The following is a 15,683-nucleotide window of genomic DNA, read 5'->3' on the forward strand; positions in this document are numbered from 1 at the left end:
CCTGCCGGTGAGCGGGGCCTGAAAGCGGCCTGACCGTACTCACGCGGCCAGTACCGCCATCGACAACAGCTGCGCACCGCTGCCGCCGGAACTGCAGGCCCAGACCCGCAGCAGGCGCAGCTTCACTTCACGCTCCCGGCCCTGCCGCCACACGGACAACCGCACGTCGCTGGACAGCAACGCCAGGCGGCCACACAGCAGCGTCTCCACCGCGTGCAGCTGCAGGCTTCGCACCTGCAGGCTGCCGGCCAGCCAATCGCCCAGCCATGGCAGATCGAGCATGCGGCCGCCGTGGCCTTCCATCATGAACAAGGCCGGCGATACCAGCGCGTTCAACGCATCGTGGTCATTTTCCAGCAGCGCCGCGCACAGGCGCTGCTCCAGCGCCATCAACTGTTGCTCATGCAAATCTTCAACGATGTTCCGTTCCATCCACGGTTCCTCCCGGCATCGGCCGGCGCCTGCGCAGGCGCTGCGCGATCCACTGCCGCGCGCCCTGCACCACTACATAGAAGACCGGCACGAAGAACACGGCCAGCACGGTCGCACTGACCATCCCGCCGAACACACCGGTTCCGATCGCCTGCTGGGTTTCCTTCGACGCGCCCTGCGCCAGCATCAGCGGCACCACGCCCAGCGCGAATGCCAGCGAGGTCATCACGATCGGGCGCAGGCGCAGCCTGGCTGCCTCCAATGCCGCCTCGACCAGGCCGCGCCCCTGCTGCTGCAGCTGCCGCGCGAACTCGACAATGAGGATCGCGTTCTTCGCAGACAGCCCGATCACGGTGATCATGCCGACCTTGAAGAACACATCGTTGGGCATGCCACGCAACAGCACCGCGGCGACCGCACCGAGCAGGCCGAGTGGCACCACCAGCATCACCGCCAGCGGAATCGACCAGCTCTCGTACAGCGCCGCCAGCACCAGGAACACCACCAGCATCGACAACAACAGCAGCCACGGCGCCTGCGCCCCCGACTCACGCTCCTGCAGCGACTGGCTGGTCCACTGCAGGGCAAAACCGGACGGCAGCTTCCCGGCCAACCGCTCCATCTCCGCCATGGCCTGGCCGGTCGACACGCCGGAGGCCGGTGCGCCGGACAGATTCAACGCCGGGAAGCCGAGGTAGCGCTGCAGCTGCAGCGGCGCCTCGGTCCAGTTCGGGGTCACCAGTTCCGACAACGCCACCATGCCGCCCTCGCTGTTGCGCACGTACAGTTTCAGCACGTCCTCCAGTTCCATGCGATGCGGCGCGTCGGCCTGCAGGATCACCTGCTGCAACCGGCCCTTGTTGGGGAAATCATTGACGTACTGCGAGCCCATCGCCGCTGACAGCGTGCTGCTGATGTGCTCGAAGCCCACGCCCATCGCCTCGGCCTTGGCGCGATCAATGTCCAGCCGCACGCTGGTACCTGCCGGCAGGCCATCGGCATGCACCTCCGACAGCAGCGGACTGGCGTCGGCCAGCTTCAGCAGCTGCTGCAGGGCCGCGCGCAGCTCGGCCTGGCTCTGCCCGGTACGCGCCTGCAGGGCCAGCGAGAACCCGGACGAACGGCCCAGGCTGTCGATCGCCGGCGGCATCACGCTCATCACCTCGCCCTCGGCAACCGTGGCCATCGCCTGCTGCGCGGCCTCCACCTCGCCGGCCGCGGTGGCGCCAGCACGCTCGCCCCAGTCCTTCAGCATGGTGTAGGTCAGCGCCGCGCTCGGGCCGGAACCGGAGAAGCTGTAACCGAGGATCGACTGGTTGGAGCCGATGCCCGGGCGCGAGGCCACGTGCCGTTCGTAGGCTTCGACCACCGCCAGCGTGCGTTCGGCGGTGGCTTCGGCCGGCAGCTGGATCGAGGTCATGAAATAGCCCTGGTCCTCTTCCGGCAGGAACGCGCCCGGCAGCCAGTGCAGGCCCAGCAGCAGCGCCGCCACCAGCGCGGCGAACACGCCCATCACCCGGCCGCTTCGCCGCAGCACGGAGGCCACGCCACGCTGGTAGCGCCCGGTCAACGCCTCGAAGCCACGATTGAAGGCGCCGAACAGCCCGCCACGACCATGATGGCCGTGGGTGTTCGGGCGCAGCAGGGTCGCGCACAGCGCCGGTGTCAGGCTCAGTGCCAGCAGCGCCGAGAACAGGATCGACACCGCCATCGCCACGGTGAACTGGCGGTAGATCGCGCCCACCGAGCCGCTGGCCAAGGCCATCGGAATGAACACCGCGGTCAGCACCAGGGTGATGCCGATCACCGCGCCGGTCAGCTCGCGCATCGCCTTGATGGTCGCCTCGCGCGGCGGCAGGCCCTCCTCGGCCATGATCCGCTCCACGCCCTCGACCACCACGATCGCGTCGTCGACGATGATGCCGATCGCCAGCACCATGCCGAACATGGTCAGCACGTTGATCGAGAAGCCCAGCGCCAGCATCACCGCGAAGGTACCGAGCAGCGCGATCGGTGCGACCAGCGCCGGAATCAGCGTGTAGCGCCAGTTCTGCAGGAACAGGTACATCACCGCGAACACCAGCAGCATCGCCTCCAGCAGCGTCTGCACCACCTTCTGGATCGAGATCTTCACGAACGGCGCGGTGTCGAACGGGATGCTCGCCTCCACGCCGCGCGGCAACAGCGGCGCCAGTTCCGCCATGCGCTCACGGACCGCCGACGCCGTGCGCACCGCATTCGCGCCCGGCCGCAGCTGCACCCCGGCGGCGGTGGCCGGATGGCCGTCCTCGCGGGTGCCCCAGGCATAGCTCTGCGCGCCCAGTTCGACGCGGGCGACATCACCCAGCACCACCCGTGAACCGTCGGCCCCGGCGCGCAGTACGATCGCCGCGAACTGTTCCGGCGTGGACAACTGGCCGTCGGCGCTGAGCGGCACGGTGATGCGCTGGCCTGGAACACCCGGCGAATCACCGATGCGCCCCGGCGAGATCTCCAGGTTCTGCTGCTCGATGGCAGTGGCCACATCGCCCATGGTCAGGCCGTAGCCGGTCAACCGGGTCGGATCCAGCCACACGCGCATCGCCTGCTCGGCGCCGAACAACTGCACGCGACCGACGCCATCGATGCGGCGCAGCTCTTCGATGATGTTGCGCGCCATGAAATCGCCCAGCGCCGCCTCGCTGACGCTGGCATCCGGCGAACGCAGGCCGACCAGCATCAGGAAGCCGGTATCGGCGGCCTCCACGAACAGGCCGTTCTGCCGCACGCTGCGCGGAAGGCGCGGCTCGATCGCCTTGATCCGGTTCTGCACGTCCACCTGCGCCAGTTCCGGATTGGTGCCGGGCTTGAAGGTGGCGGTGATCGAGGCTTCGCCGGAGGTGTCCACCGACGATTCGAAGTACAGCAGATGCTTGACGCTGGACAGCTCGCGCTCGATCAGGCCGACCACCGCATCGTTCAACGTCTGCGGGCTCGCACCCGGGTAGCTGGCATAGATGCTGACGCTGGGCGGCGCGACCGCCGGATAGCGCTCCACGGCCAGGCGCGGAATCGCCAGCGCGCCGGCCAGGATGATGAAGATCGCCAGCACCCAGGCGAACACCGGGCGATCGATGAAGAAACGTGCCATGTTGGATTTTCCTGGAGGGGCTGTCCCGGGAAAGGCTCAGCCCTTGCTGCCGGCCTGCACCGCACCGGCGCTGGCGACCGGCTTCTGCCAGTCGCGCGCATCGACCACCACGCCTTCCTGCAGGCGCTCCTGGCCCTCGACCACCACTTTCTCGCCGGCCTTCAGGCCCGCGCGCACCAGCCACTGGCGATCGACGCTGCCGTCCACCTCCAGCGTGCGGATCACCGCCCTGCCGTCGGCGCCTATCACCCAGGCATAGGCCTGGCCACCGGCGCTGCGCAGCACGGCCTGCTGTGGCACGGTCAACGCGCTGGCCGGGGCACCCCGCGGCACCCTCGCGCGCACATACATGCCGGGCAGCAGCTGCCGCCGCGGGTTGTCCACCAGGATGCGCAGGATCACATCACCCGTCCGTGCATCGACATTGATACCGGAGAACAGCAGCTGGCCACGCTCGGGCAGCGGCTTGCCGGCGGCACCGATGATCGTCACCGGCAGCTTGTCGCCGCCGGCCGCACTGCGCTGCAGCGACTCCAGCTGTGCCGCCGGCTGGCGCACATCCACGTAGACCTGGTCGATCTGCTGTACCACGGCCATCGGCTCGGCATCGGCCACGCCGACCAGCGCACCTTCGGTCACCAATGCCTGATCGATACGGCCGGCAATCGGTGCGCTGACCGTGGCATAGCGCAGGTCGAGCTGGCGACGGGACAGGATCGCGCGCGCTTCATTCACTGCCGCGCGTGCCTGCTCGTACTCGGCGCTGGCGTCGTCCCGATGCTGCTGGCTGACCGCCTGCGCGGCAGCCAGGGCGTGCAGGCGCTGCGACTGCACGCGACTGCGGCCCAACGCCGCCTCACTGCGCTGCAGTGCGGCCAGCGCCGAATCGACGTCGGCCCGGAACGCTGCCGGGTCAATCTGGAACAAGGCCTGGCCGGCACTGACTTCCGCCCCCTGGTCGAACAGGCGCCGCTGCACGATGCCGCCCACCTGTGCGCGGATCTGCGCGGTGCGCACCGCCGCGACGCGGCCTGGCAGTTCGTCGTCACGTTGCACCACCTTCGGGCCGACGCTGATCACGCTGACGCGCGGCGCCGCCTCGGGGGTGGCTTCGGGAGTGGAGCAGGCCGTCATGGCCAAGGCGAGGGCCGCGATCAACGCGACCGGAGTCCTGAAGGTTCTCATTGCTGTGCACAATGCCGCGCAGGCGGCGGATAGGTTCTGAAGCGCGCAGTCTGCGTGGCGATGATGGGGTTTCGATGGAGGAACTGTGGAGATACGATGGAGGCAAGCACCTTACGGCCCCGCCCTTGCATGCATGCCTCCCCTGCCCTCGCCGCCCTCGTCCTGATCGTCGAGGATGAGGCCGAGATCGCTGACATTCTCTGCGCCTACCTGGAACGCGAAGGACTGCGCACGCTGCGCGCCGCCGATGGCCACAGCGCACTGGACCTGCACCGCAGCGCCCGGCCCGACCTGGTCCTGCTCGATGTGCAGCTGCCGCGCCTGGACGGCTGGAGCGTGCTGACCCAGCTGCGCCAGCGCGGCGAGACGCCGGTGATCATGCTGACCGCACTGGACCAGGACCTGGACAAGCTGACCGCGCTGCGGATGGGCGCTGATGACTACGTGGTCAAGCCCTTCAACCCGGCCGAGGTGGCCGCGCGCGTGCGCGCCGTACTGCGGCGCACGCTGCGCGCCGCGCGCGTGGACGCACCCACCGCGTTGCGCGTCGGCCCGCTGCTGATCGACTCGGCCACCCACGCGGTGCACGTGGAGGGCGAAGGCTACAGCCACGAAGTGCTGCTCACCCTCACCGAGTTCAAGCTGCTGCACTGCATGGCGCTGGCGCCGACGCGCATCTTCAGCCGCAGCGAGCTGATGCACGAATGCCTGCCGGAAAGCGAAGCACTGGAGCGCACCGTCGACAGCCATGTCAGCAAGCTGCGCCGCAAGCTGGATGAAGTGGGCATGGTCAACGTCCCAGCCAGCGTGCGTGGCGTCGGCTACCGGCTGATGGCCGATCGCTGATGCCCTCCCTGCGCCGCTCCGGGCTGAGCCGCCACATCATCGTTTCGATGTCGCTGATGGTGATCGGCGTCATCGTGATGATGATCCTGTCATCGTGGCTGCTGTACGCGGTGCTGGTCGAGTTCTTCCCCGGCAGTGCAGAGGAGCCGGAAAGCTGGCTGCCGACCGGCCCGGAACTGGCATGGATGGTGGGCGTGATCCTGACCGGGCTGGCGCTGGCCATCGCCGCCTCGTTCCGCCTCGCCCACCGCATCCTGTCGCCGCTGAATTCGCTGGTGGACAGCGTGCGTGCGCTCGCGGGCGGCGACCTGGGTGCACGCGCCAGCGTCGAGGAAAATTCGCCGGGCGAAGTGGCGACCCTGGTCGAGGACTTCAATGCGATGGCGCGCCGCCTGCAGCACATGGAGAGCGAGCGCGCGATGTGGCACGCGGCCATCGCCCATGAGCTGCGCACGCCGGTGACGATCCTGCGTGGCCGCCTGCAGGGGCTGGCAGAGGGTGTGTTCCAGCCAGACGAGTCGCAGTTCCGCAGCCTGCTGGCCCAGGTCGAAGGGCTGTCACGGCTGATCGAGGACCTGCGCGTGCTGAGCCTGTCCGACAACGCGCGGCTGGACGTGCGTCGCGCGCGCACCGACGTGGTGGCCGAGGTGCATTCGGTGATGACCCTGGTCGATCCACAGTTCCGCGCCGCCGGCTTCGTGCTGGAGCTGGAAACCAGCCGCGAGGAACACAACGCGCACTGCGACCCGACCCGCCTGCGCCAGGCATTGCTGGCGCTGCTGGAGAACGCGCGGCGCTATGCCAGCCCGGGCAAGGTGCGGATTGCAGTGCATGACACGCCCGGCCACGTGCAGGTGGCGATCGAAGACGAGGGTCCGGGCATCGACCCGGAACTGCACGCGGATATCTTCACCCCGTTCATGCGTGGCGACGGTTCGCGTTCGCGACAGGGCGGCGGCAGCGGGCTCGGCCTGGCGGTGGTCAAGGCCATCGCCGACGCGCACGGTGGCCGCGTCTACTGCATCCCGGGCAGCGCCGGCGGCAGCCGCTTCGTCATCGAACTGCCGCGCCAGTAGCCGGGCGGGCTGCCTGCGTACGCAGGTGTGCACCGAGTGCGGCCAGATTGGCGTCGATCGCATCCATTTCCTCGCGCTGGCGGATCGGCAGCTGCTGGCGCAGCTGGCCGCGCAATGCCTGCCACGCCGGGACCGCCTGCGCACTGGCAGTGGCCACGGCCGCGGACAGCAGCGCCTGCTCGTCGCCCAGCGGCAATCCATAGCCGTCATCCTGCAGCAGCGTCCCCGGGCGCAGCCACTGCCCGCTCTGCTCCAGCAACCCGCGCAGGCTGCGCGTTTCAGCGCTGTCCGGTGCGGCCAGCAGCTGCCGCTTGAGCACATCGCGTGCGCGCAGCTCGGCGCGCCGCTGCGCGGCCTGTTCCAGCAGCAACAGGCCGGCACTGGCACGCAGGTCACCCTGCAGCAGCCACGGTGCGCGTTGCTGTGCAGGCAGCTTCAACCAGCCGCGCACATCACGAGCGGGCAAGGCCAGCTGGGCCGCGGCCACTGCGAACAACTGCTGGTAATGGTCGCGCGCCGAGGCGAAGTAGTAGCCCTGCGCCTGCGCTGCAGTGCGGTCCGCCAGTACCCTCTCGTCGAGCACGTCCAGCCGCACCAGTCGCCGCTTCAGGCCGCGCGGGCTCAGTTGGGCCAGGCCCGCCTCGCCAAGGCGCGGCACCCCGGCCTGCAGCAGCTTGGCGGTTTCCACCGCGCAGTTGTTGCTGACGAAGTAATAGCGCCCGTCATAGCTCCAGTGCACCTGCGCGGTGCGCTCGAGCAGGCTGGCGATTTCGCTGCGGCCCAGCTGCAGCGGCAGCGACTGCAGCCCGCGCAGCTCGACCTTGGTGTACTCGTCCACCACCTGCTGCAGGGGCAGCACGAACAGCCGCGACGGATAGCCGCCGGTCAGGCCACGCCAGTTGGATATCTGCACGTCGCCCACGAACGCGCGGAACGACAGCACGCGGTGGTACTCCAGGTCCAGGCGGCAGTCCGGCCCAGGTACGCGGCCCGGCTTGCAGACCACCAGCCGCAGCATGCTGTGGCCCCAGCGACTCATCGGCTGCGCACTGCCTTCGGCGAACAGGTAGTCCACCGCGTAGACGCGCGCCGGGTCGAGCTGCAGCAGCGATGCAGCGCCCTCCTCCGATTCGGCCTGCAGCAGGGGCAGCGTCGTGGCGCACCGCGGCCGTGGCAGCGACGGTGGTGTTCCGAAATGCGCCTGGTACCACTGCGCCAACGCGGGCCGCCGGCAGGCGAACTCGCCGTCGAGCACGAAATGCTCGGCATTCACGGCCAGGTACTCGGCCGGGTTCGCCAGTTCATAGACATCCGGGCTGCGATCACGGAAATCGTTATCGCCCCGGCCGAGGTGCCAGGGCCTGCGCTGCCAGCCCGCAAGGTCACGCCATCGCACGCTCTGCGACCAGTTCGCACCGCCACGGTCGGCGACGTGGGTCAGTTCATGCACCAGCGCACTGCGGCGCGCACGGCGGTTGCCGGGCATGCCGTCATCCAGCAGGGTGCGGCGCAACGTAATGCGGCCGGCGAAAGCGCGCCCGTGCACCTCGGCGGGAAGGTCATCACTCCAGCGCACCTGCACCTGAGCCGGCAAAGCGCGCAGCAGGCCTTCCGGCAGCAGGGACTGCACGTCGGCCAGGGTCTGGCTGGCGAGCTGCTGCTGCGCCGGATCGAGACCGGAGGGATCGAGCTGCAGCCGATCAGCCGCGTGGACGGAAGGGATGAGCAGCCATGCCAATGCGGCGATGCACCCGCACCGCCCGCTGTGCTTCCGTAGAGCCGAGCCTTGCTCGGCTGCTGTTGCGATCCGGGTGCGCCGGGCATCCAGCCGGGCATGGCTCGGCTCTGCAGAAAGCGATGGCGCCGAGGTCATGCAGCCCGCATCAACGCGCCAGCAGCGCGCGGGCCAGTTCCAGGTCGCTCTGCTGCTGTGCGGCAGCGCTCTGCTCGCGCAGGTGGACCAGCGCGGCCTGCAGGCGGGCGCCACGGATCTGGCCGTCGCTGGCGACGAACGCAGCGGCATCGGCGCGCGCGGCCTGCACTACCTTGTCGTCGCCCGAGCTGCTGCCCGAGGAACCGGAGGAGGCACCGGTCGCCGAACCGGCCGAGGTGCCAGCGAAGCTGGAAGCGAAGCCGGCCAGCGGCAGGGACAGCAGGGCGAGCAGCAGAAGCGGACGGGTCATCGGTTCGAAGCCGGTTGTGAAGGTGCGTGGAGCGTAACGGGTACGTGAAGGATTTGCCCGGCTCAGGCGTCGAACAGCTTGCCGGGATTCAGCCGCGCTTGGGGATCGAACGCGCGTTTGACCGCCTTCATGAGCGCGATCTCGGCGGGGCCGCGGGTGCTGTCCAGGTAGCCCTTCTTGACCAGTCCGATGCCGTGCTCGGCCGAGATGCTGCCATCGAAGCGGGCCAGCACCTGCGCCAGCAGCTTGGTCACGTGCTCGCACTGCGCCACGAAGTCGGCGTCGCTGGTGTCGTCCGGCTTGAGCACGTTGATGTGCAGGTTGCCATCGCCGATATGGCCGAACCAGACCACGTCGAAGTGCGGGTAGGCCTGCCCGATCAGTGCCTGGGTCTCGGCCAGGAACGCCGGCATCGCCGAGATCCGCACCGAGACGTCATTCTTGTAGGGCTTGTAGCGCGCCAGCGACTCGGTGATGCCTTCGCGCAGGCGCCACAGCTGGGCGGCCTGGGCATCGCTGGCACTGATCACACCGTCGCTGACCCAGCCGTTGCCCATGCAGTCCTCGAAGGCCGCCATCGCCGCGGCTTCCTGTGCCTCGTCGTTGGCCGCGAACTCGGTGACGACGTAGTACGGATGCACCTCGTCGAACGGTGCCTGCGCGCCATGCGCCAGCACGTGCTCGAGCGCCCGGTCGGTGAAGAATTCGAAGGCCTGCAGCTGCAGGCGCGCGCGGAACGCGGCGAACACCTGCATCAGCACCTCGAAGCTGGGTACTGCCAGCAGCATCACGTTGCTGGCCGGCGGCGGATCGGTGAGTTTCACTGTCGCCTCGACGATCACGCCCAACGTGCCTTCCGAACCGATCAGCAGCTGGCGGAAGTCATAGCCGCTGGAGTTCTTGATCAGGCCCTTGTTGAGTTCCAGCAGCTCGCCGCTGGCGGTAACCACCTTCAGCCCGGCGATCCACTCGCGGGTATTGCCATAGCGGATCACGCGGATGCCGCCGGCATTGGTGGCGATGTTGCCGCCGATCGTGCACGACCCGCGCGCAGCGAAGTCCACCGGGTAGATCAGGCCGTGGTCCAGCGCGGCGTTGTGCACGGCCTCCAGCGGCATGCCGGCCTGCACCACTAGGGTGCGATCGACCGCGTCGTAGGCCAGTGCCTTGTTCATCCGTTCCAGGCTGAGCACCAGCTCGCCGTTGGCGGCCACCGCGCCACCGGAAAGGCCGGTACGTCCGCCGGACGGCACCACGGCCACGCCCTCGCCCGCACTCCAGCGCATCACCGCCTGTACTTCCTCGACCGTGGCCGGCAGTGCGATCGCCAGCGGCGCTGGCGTCCAGCGCCGGGTCCAGTCGCGCCCGTAATGCTCCAGGTCGGCCGGGTCGGTCTTCAGCTTCAGGCCGGGACAGGCCTGCTGCAGCGAGGCAATGCGGGAATCGGTCATGACGGTCCAACGCGGTGCGTGAAGACGGGCAAGCGTGCCAGCGGTACGCGCCAGCGTCCAGCCCCGCAGCGGTACAGATAGCTACGGATGCAACCAATTGCGCACTGCACCATGGGCGCTTCGATCTGGCATAGTGGTCAGCCCCTGTCCCACTGGCCGTGTTGCCCCATGTCGCCGAAGAAGACCTCGTTCCCCAAGCAGGATATCCGCGTGCTGTTGCTGGAGGGGGTCAGCCAGACCGCCGTGGAGGTGTTCAGCGCCGCCGGCTACAGCCAGATCGAGGCGCACACCAAGGCACTGCCCGAGGACGAACTGAAGGCGCGCATCGCCGAGGCGCACATCGTCGGCATCCGTTCGCGCACCCAGCTCAGCGCCGAGGTGCTGGCCGAGGCCAAGCGCCTGATCGCGGTGGGCTGCTTCTGCATCGGCACCAACCAGGTCGACCTGGACGCAGCCGAGCTGGCCGGCATCCCGGTGTTCAACGCGCCGTACTCCAACACCCGCAGCGTGGCCGAGCTGGTGATCGCCGAGGCGATCATGCTGACCCGCGGCATTCCGCAGAAGAACGCCGAATGCCATCGCGGCGGCTGGTCGAAGTCGGCCAGCGGCAGCCATGAAGTGCGCGGCAAGACGCTGGGCATCATCGGTTACGGCCACATCGGCACCCAGGTCGGCGTGCTGGCCGAATCGCTGGGCATGCAGGTGATCTTCCACGACGTGGAAACCAAGCTGGCACTGGGCAATGCCCGTGCAGCGGCCAGCCTGGACGACCTGCTGGCACGCGCTGACATCGTCACCCTGCATGTGCCGGAGACCCCAGCCACGCAATGGATGATCGGCAGCACCGAGCTGACGAAGATGCGCAAGGGCGCGCACCTGATCAATGCCGCGCGCGGCACCGTGGTCGACATCGATGCACTGGATGCGGCCCTGGCCAGCGGCCACGTCGGCGGTGCCGCGCTGGACGTGTTCCCGGTCGAACCGAAGGGCAACGGCGATATCTTCGAGTCGCCGCTGACCCGTCACGACAACGTGATCCTGACCCCGCACGTGGGCGGCAGCACGCTGGAAGCGCAGGACAACATCGGCGTGGAAGTGGCGGCCAAGCTGGTGCGCTACAGCGACAACGGCAGCACCCTGTCGGCGGTCAACTTCCCGGAAGTGACCCTGCCCGAACACGAGGACAGCCTGCGCCTGCTGCATATCCACCAGAACGTGCCGGGCGTGCTGTCCAGGGTCAACGAGATCTTCTCGCGCCACAACGTCAACATCGACGGCCAGTTCCTGCGCACCGACCCGAAGGTGGGCTACGTGGTGATCGACATCACCGCCAGCGAGGCGCAGGCCGCCGCCGTCCGCGACGAACTGGCCGCGATTCCAGGCACGCTGCGGACGCGCATCCTGTACTGACGCGCGTTCCGCCTTGCACTTGTAGAGCCGAGCCCATGCTCGGCTGCACTTCTGGCCGACATTGAGCCGAGCATTGGCTCGGCTCTACATATGGCTAGCGCGCCAGCCAACGGCGCGCCATGCGCTGCATGGATTCATCCGATTCGGGGTCGGCCGCGACCTCGGTCACCGGCCGCCAGGCCAGGTCGAGCGATTCCTCGCTGAGCACGAAGGCCTCGCCCCCCAGCGCCCGTATCACGAAACGCACGTCGTAGTGCCAGTGTCCCGGCACGTCCTTGCGCTCCGGAATCCAGTGCTTGTCCAGATCGAAGATGGCCGGGTCTTCCAGCACCAGGCCGCTCAGGCCCGACTCCTCCTCGGCTTCCTTCAGCGCCACCCGGGCCAGGTCACGGTCGCCGTCGGCGTGGCCGCCCAGCTGCAGCCAGCGCTGCAGCTTGCGGTGGTGGGTGAGCAGCAGGCGCTGGCCATCGGCGCTGACCAGCCAGCAGCTGGCGGTGAAGTGGCCGGCCAGGCGCTCGCGGCGGAACGGATCTTCCGGATCATCCAGCAATGTGCCGAATTCGGCAGCCAGGGCGTCGTGGGCGGGTTCGCGGCGCGCGTAGTCCCGGAGCAGGCCGCGCAGGCGATCGTCAAGCGCGGCAAGGGTTTCGGCGGTCTGGCTCATGAATGGGGGCGGTTCGGAAAAATACTGCTCATTATCGCCGTTCATTGTTGCGATTGCGCTTGTGCGTTGGCTTCAGCTTTGGCTAAGGTACAGCGGGCCGTTCGCACGGCCTTCACCATCAAGGCAGCCGGCAACGTATCGGCCGCCCACCCCATCCGATCACTAGGAAGTACTGCATGCTGAAAGCTCTGTTGAGGGTCAAGCCGGTCGAGCCGGCCGGGCACGTCGATGCCGGCGAACCCATCGAAGGCAGCCTGGACGGCGAAGCCACGTTGAAACGGACCCTCACGGCTAAACACCTCATCCTGCTGGGCGTGGGTGCGGTGATCGGCGCAGGCATCTTCGTGCTGACCGGCCAGGCCGCAGCCAACCACGCGGGCCCGGCGGTGATGCTGTCGTTCGTGCTGGCCGGTTTCGCCTGTGCGCTGGCAGGCCTGTGCTATGCCGAGTTCGCGGCGATGATGCCGGTCTCCGGCAGTGCCTACTCCTATTCCTACGCCACCCTCGGCGAAGGCATGGCCTGGTTCATCGGCTGGTGCCTGGTGCTGGAGTACCTGTTCGCCTCGGCCTCGGTCGCGGTGGGCTGGTCGGCCTACCTGATCAGCTTCATCACCACCACGCTGCACATGCCCTTCCCGGACATGCTCAGCGCCGCGCCCATCGCCTGGACCGGCAGCGAGTTCGTCTCCTCCGGCAAGCTGTTCAACCTGCCGGCGGTGCTGATCGTGGCGGCGGTATCCGGCCTGCTGTACGTGGGCGTGACCCAGTCGGCGTTCGTCAACGCGATCATCGTGGCGATCAAGGTCACCGTCATCTGCCTGTTCATCGGCATCGGCGCGGCCCACATCGACCCGGCCAACTGGCACCCGTTCATTCCGGAAAACACCGGCGTGCCGGGTGAGTTCGGCTGGAGCGGCATCTTCCGCGCCGCCACCATCGTGTTCTTCGCGTACATCGGCTTCGATGCGGTCTCCACCGCTGCTGGCGAGACCAAGGACCCGCAACGCAACATGCCGATCGGCCTGCTCGGCTCGCTGGCCGTGTGCACGATCGTCTACATCATCGTCTGTGCGGTGCTGACCGGCATGATGCCGTACCACCTGCTGGGCACCGACAAGCCGGTGGCGACCGCGCTGGAGCCCTACCCGACCCTGTCCTGGCTGAAGACGTTCGTGGAAGTCGGCGCCATCGCCGGCCTGTCCTCGGTGGTGCTGGTGATGATGATGGGCCAGACCCGCATCGCCTACACCATCTCCCGCGACGGCCTGCTGCCGAAGTTCTTCGGCAAGGTCCACGCCCGCTTCCGCACCCCGTACGTCGCCACCATCGTGGTCGGCGTGATCGCCGCCGCGCTGGCCGGCCTGGTGCCGCTGAACGTGCTGGGCGAGCTGGTCTCGATGGGCACCCTGCTGGCCTTCGCCACGGTCTGCATCGGCGTGCTGGTGCTGCGCTATTCCAAGCCGGACCTGCACCGCCCGTTCCGCGTGCCGATGGTCTGGATCATCTGCCCGCTCGGCGCGGCCACCTGCCTGTTCCTGTTCTGGCAGGCGTTCGTGGTGCATTGGCACCTGTTCGTTGGCTGGACGCTGCTCGGCCTGCTGATTTACCTGGGCTACGGCATCCGCAACAGCAAGCTCGCCAAGTCGCCCTGATCCGCCTTCGGGCCGGCCTCGCGCCGGCCCGTCCGTTTTCCCGCGCGCCGCCCATGGCGCGCTTCGACAAGACCACCACACATGTTCAAGCAACTGTGGGCCACCAAGCATCCGCATGCCGCCCATGAAGACGCCAACGGCCTGAGCCTGCGTCGCCACCTTGGCCCCTGGGGGCTGACCGCCCTGGGCATCGGCGCGGTGATCGGCGGCGGCATCTTCGTCATCACCGGCCAGGCCGCCGCCAACCACGCCGGCCCGGCGATCATGCTGTCCTTCGTGCTGGCCGCCATCTGCTGCGCCTTCTGCGCGCTGGCCTATGCCGAATTCGCCTCGATGGTGCCGGTCTCCGGCAGCTCCTACACCTACACCTACGCCACCTTCGGCGAGCTCTCGGCCTGGTTCATCGGCTGGATGCTGGTGCTCGAGTACGGCGTCTCCGCCTCGGCGGTGGCGGTCAGCTGGACCGGTTATTTCCTCAGCCTGCTCAGCCAGTTCGACATCCATCTACCGGCGGCACTGGTCAGCGCGCCACTGGACGCGCAGCTGCGCCCCACCGGCGCGATCGCCAACCTGCCCGCCGCCGCACTGGTGCTGCTGCTGACCTGGCTGTGCTACGTCGGCATCAGCAAGTCCTCGGCGATGAACATGGCGATGGTCGTGCTCAAGACCGGCCTGATCGTGCTGGTCATCGTGGTCGGCTGGAAATACGTGGACACCAGCAACTGGACCCCGTTCATTCCGGCCAATGAAGGCCCGGGCAAGTACGGCATGGAAGGCGTGCTGCGTGGCGCGGCGATGGTGTTCTTCGCCTACATCGGTTTCGAGGCGGTATCGGTGGCGGCGCAGGAATCGAAGAACCCGCAGCGTGACATGCCGATCGGCATGATGCTGTCGCTGGTGATCTGCACCGTGTTGTATATCGCAATGGCCGCAGTGATGACTGGCCTGGTGCCGTTCCAGCTGCTGGGCACCGACGAGCCGGTGGTGACTGCCGTGGCCGCGCACCCACAGCTGGGCTGGCTGCGCTGGGTGGTCGAGGTCGGTGCGCTGGTCGGCCTGTCTTCGGTGGTGCTGGTGATGATCATCGGCCAGCCGCGCATCTTCATGATCATGGGCCGCGACGGCCTGCTGCCACCGGTGTTCACCAGGATCCACCCGAAGTACCGCACCCCGCACATCAACACCGTGATCACCGGCATCGGCATCGCGCTGCTGGCGGCGCTGTTCCCGCTGGACATCCTGGGCGAGCTGACCTCGATGGGCACGCTGATCGCGTTCGCCGCAGTCTGTGCCGGCGTGCTGATCCTGCGCCGCACCCAGCCGGACCTGCCGCGCCCGTTCCGCATGCCGATGGCGTGGCTGATCTGCGGCCTGGGCGTGCTGAGCTGCCTGGCGCTGCTGTCGGCGATGACGATGCACAACTGGATGCTGATGGGGGTGTGGACGGTCGTCGGTTTCGTGATCTATTTCTGCTACGGGTTCCGGCACAGCCGCCTGCGGGGTCAGTAAGGGGTTTTTGTATTGCAGGGCCTGCGGCCCTGCACCCGCCTTTGAAGCCGGAGCGCCGGCAAGAGCTGGGCTGAGGGTTTGGCGGGGAGGGGGGAGATTGCGGGGGACGCTGCAAGTACATCCCTGTAAGCTCGGTCGCCGCATC

The 15,683-nt window shown here is 68.1% G+C and carries 12 protein-coding genes; 5 read left to right on the forward strand and 7 right to left on the reverse strand.

Annotated features, from left to right (window positions below; all coding sequences use genetic code 11):
* Nucleotides 1-39: 39 nt before the first annotated feature.
* The 3 genes from VG561_RS06095 to VG561_RS06105 are packed head-to-tail and all read right to left on the reverse strand — an operon-like array spanning nt 40 to nt 4,747.
* Complete coding sequence (locus VG561_RS06095; RefSeq protein WP_423179469.1) at nt 40-432, reverse strand: nuclear transport factor 2 family protein; 393 nt, start codon at nt 430-432, stop codon at nt 40-42.
* Nucleotides 413-3,562, reverse strand: a complete 3,150-nt coding sequence (locus VG561_RS06100) for a multidrug efflux RND transporter permease subunit (RefSeq protein ID WP_423179470.1) — start codon at nt 3,560-3,562, stop codon at nt 413-415. Before VG561_RS06100 ends, VG561_RS06095 begins: the two co-directional genes overlap by 20 nt.
* Nucleotides 3,563-3,598: 36 nt before the next feature.
* The gene (locus VG561_RS06105) at nt 3,599-4,747 is read right to left on the reverse strand and encodes an efflux RND transporter periplasmic adaptor subunit (protein ID WP_423179471.1); all 1,149 of its coding nucleotides are present in this window, start codon (nt 4,745-4,747) and stop codon (nt 3,599-3,601) included.
* Nucleotides 4,748-4,876: 129 nt separating this feature from the next.
* Here VG561_RS06105 and VG561_RS06110 point away from each other — a divergent pair, with 129 nt between their 5' ends.
* Complete coding sequence (locus VG561_RS06110; RefSeq protein ID WP_014646978.1) at nt 4,877-5,593, forward strand: response regulator; 717 nt, start codon at nt 4,877-4,879, stop codon at nt 5,591-5,593.
* Nucleotides 5,593-6,669, forward strand: coding sequence for an ATP-binding protein (locus VG561_RS06115; protein ID WP_014646977.1), 1,077 nt, complete (start codon nt 5,593-5,595; stop codon nt 6,667-6,669). The genes VG561_RS06110 and VG561_RS06115 overlap by 1 nt, the downstream gene beginning before the upstream one ends.
* On the opposite strand, the gene VG561_RS06120 is transcribed toward VG561_RS06115, so the two are convergent.
* The 3 genes from VG561_RS06120 to VG561_RS06130 form a co-directional block, all read right to left on the reverse strand.
* Complete coding sequence (locus VG561_RS06120) at nt 6,647-8,542, reverse strand: DUF4105 domain-containing protein (RefSeq protein WP_423179472.1); 1,896 nt, start codon at nt 8,540-8,542, stop codon at nt 6,647-6,649. The genes VG561_RS06115 and VG561_RS06120 overlap by 23 nt on opposite strands.
* A gap of 10 nt (nt 8,543-8,552) precedes the next feature.
* Complete coding sequence (locus VG561_RS06125) at nt 8,553-8,852, reverse strand: DUF2388 domain-containing protein (protein ID WP_126412056.1); 300 nt, start codon at nt 8,850-8,852, stop codon at nt 8,553-8,555.
* Between the two features lie 62 nt (nt 8,853-8,914).
* Entirely contained in the window at nt 8,915-10,303 is a 1,389-nt protein-coding gene (locus VG561_RS06130) for an FAD-linked oxidase C-terminal domain-containing protein (protein ID WP_197561294.1), read from the reverse strand.
* A 168-nt stretch (nt 10,304-10,471) separates the two neighbouring features.
* On the opposite strand from VG561_RS06130, the gene serA reads away from it, so the two are divergent.
* Nucleotides 10,472-11,713, forward strand: a complete 1,242-nt coding sequence (gene serA, locus VG561_RS06135; RefSeq protein ID WP_069118423.1) for a phosphoglycerate dehydrogenase — start codon at nt 10,472-10,474, stop codon at nt 11,711-11,713.
* A 94-nt stretch (nt 11,714-11,807) separates the two neighbouring features.
* Here serA and VG561_RS06140 read toward each other — a convergent pair whose 3' ends face one another.
* Complete coding sequence (locus VG561_RS06140) at nt 11,808-12,422, reverse strand: NUDIX hydrolase (RefSeq protein WP_080354567.1); 615 nt, start codon at nt 12,420-12,422, stop codon at nt 11,808-11,810.
* 131 nt (nt 12,423-12,553) lie between these two features.
* Here VG561_RS06140 and VG561_RS06145 point away from each other — a divergent pair, with 131 nt between their 5' ends.
* On the forward strand, nt 12,554-14,029 hold the full coding sequence (locus tag VG561_RS06145; RefSeq protein WP_014646972.1) for an amino acid permease: 1,476 nt from the start codon (nt 12,554-12,556) through the stop codon (nt 14,027-14,029).
* An 81-nt stretch (nt 14,030-14,110) separates the two neighbouring features.
* On the forward strand, nt 14,111-15,538 hold the full coding sequence (locus VG561_RS06150) for an amino acid permease (protein ID WP_423179473.1): 1,428 nt from the start codon (nt 14,111-14,113) through the stop codon (nt 15,536-15,538).
* Nucleotides 15,539-15,683 lie beyond the last annotated feature (145 nt).

This window comes from Stenotrophomonas sp. CASM110, assembly GCF_049384345.1.
In the GTDB taxonomy this organism is placed as follows: domain Bacteria; phylum Pseudomonadota; class Gammaproteobacteria; order Xanthomonadales; family Xanthomonadaceae; genus Stenotrophomonas; species Stenotrophomonas muris.

Bases quoted from the DNA above. Each gene is read 5' to 3' on its own strand.
- VG561_RS06095 (WP_423179469.1), bottom strand. From the start codon at position 432: ATGGAACGGAACATCGTTGAAGATTTGCATGAGCAACAGTTGATGGCG.
- serA (WP_069118423.1), top strand. From the start codon at position 10,472: ATGTCGCCGAAGAAGACCTCGTTCCCCAAGCAGGATATCCGCGTGCTG.
- VG561_RS06115 (WP_014646977.1), top strand. From the start codon at position 5,593: ATGCCCTCCCTGCGCCGCTCCGGGCTGAGCCGCCACATCATCGTTTCG.
- VG561_RS06110 (WP_014646978.1), top strand. From the start codon at position 4,877: ATGCATGCCTCCCCTGCCCTCGCCGCCCTCGTCCTGATCGTCGAGGAT.
- VG561_RS06125 (WP_126412056.1), bottom strand. From the start codon at position 8,852: ATGACCCGTCCGCTTCTGCTGCTCGCCCTGCTGTCCCTGCCGCTGGCC.
- VG561_RS06140 (WP_080354567.1), bottom strand. From the start codon at position 12,422: ATGAACGGCGATAATGAGCAGTATTTTTCCGAACCGCCCCCATTCATG.
- VG561_RS06120 (WP_423179472.1), bottom strand. From the start codon at position 8,542: ATGACCTCGGCGCCATCGCTTTCTGCAGAGCCGAGCCATGCCCGGCTG.
- VG561_RS06105 (WP_423179471.1), bottom strand. From the start codon at position 4,747: ATGAGAACCTTCAGGACTCCGGTCGCGTTGATCGCGGCCCTCGCCTTG.
- VG561_RS06150 (WP_423179473.1), top strand. From the start codon at position 14,111: ATGTTCAAGCAACTGTGGGCCACCAAGCATCCGCATGCCGCCCATGAA.
- VG561_RS06100 (WP_423179470.1), bottom strand. From the start codon at position 3,562: ATGGCACGTTTCTTCATCGATCGCCCGGTGTTCGCCTGGGTGCTGGCG.
- VG561_RS06145 (WP_014646972.1), top strand. From the start codon at position 12,554: ATGCTGAAAGCTCTGTTGAGGGTCAAGCCGGTCGAGCCGGCCGGGCAC.
- VG561_RS06130 (WP_197561294.1), bottom strand. From the start codon at position 10,303: ATGACCGATTCCCGCATTGCCTCGCTGCAGCAGGCCTGTCCCGGCCTG.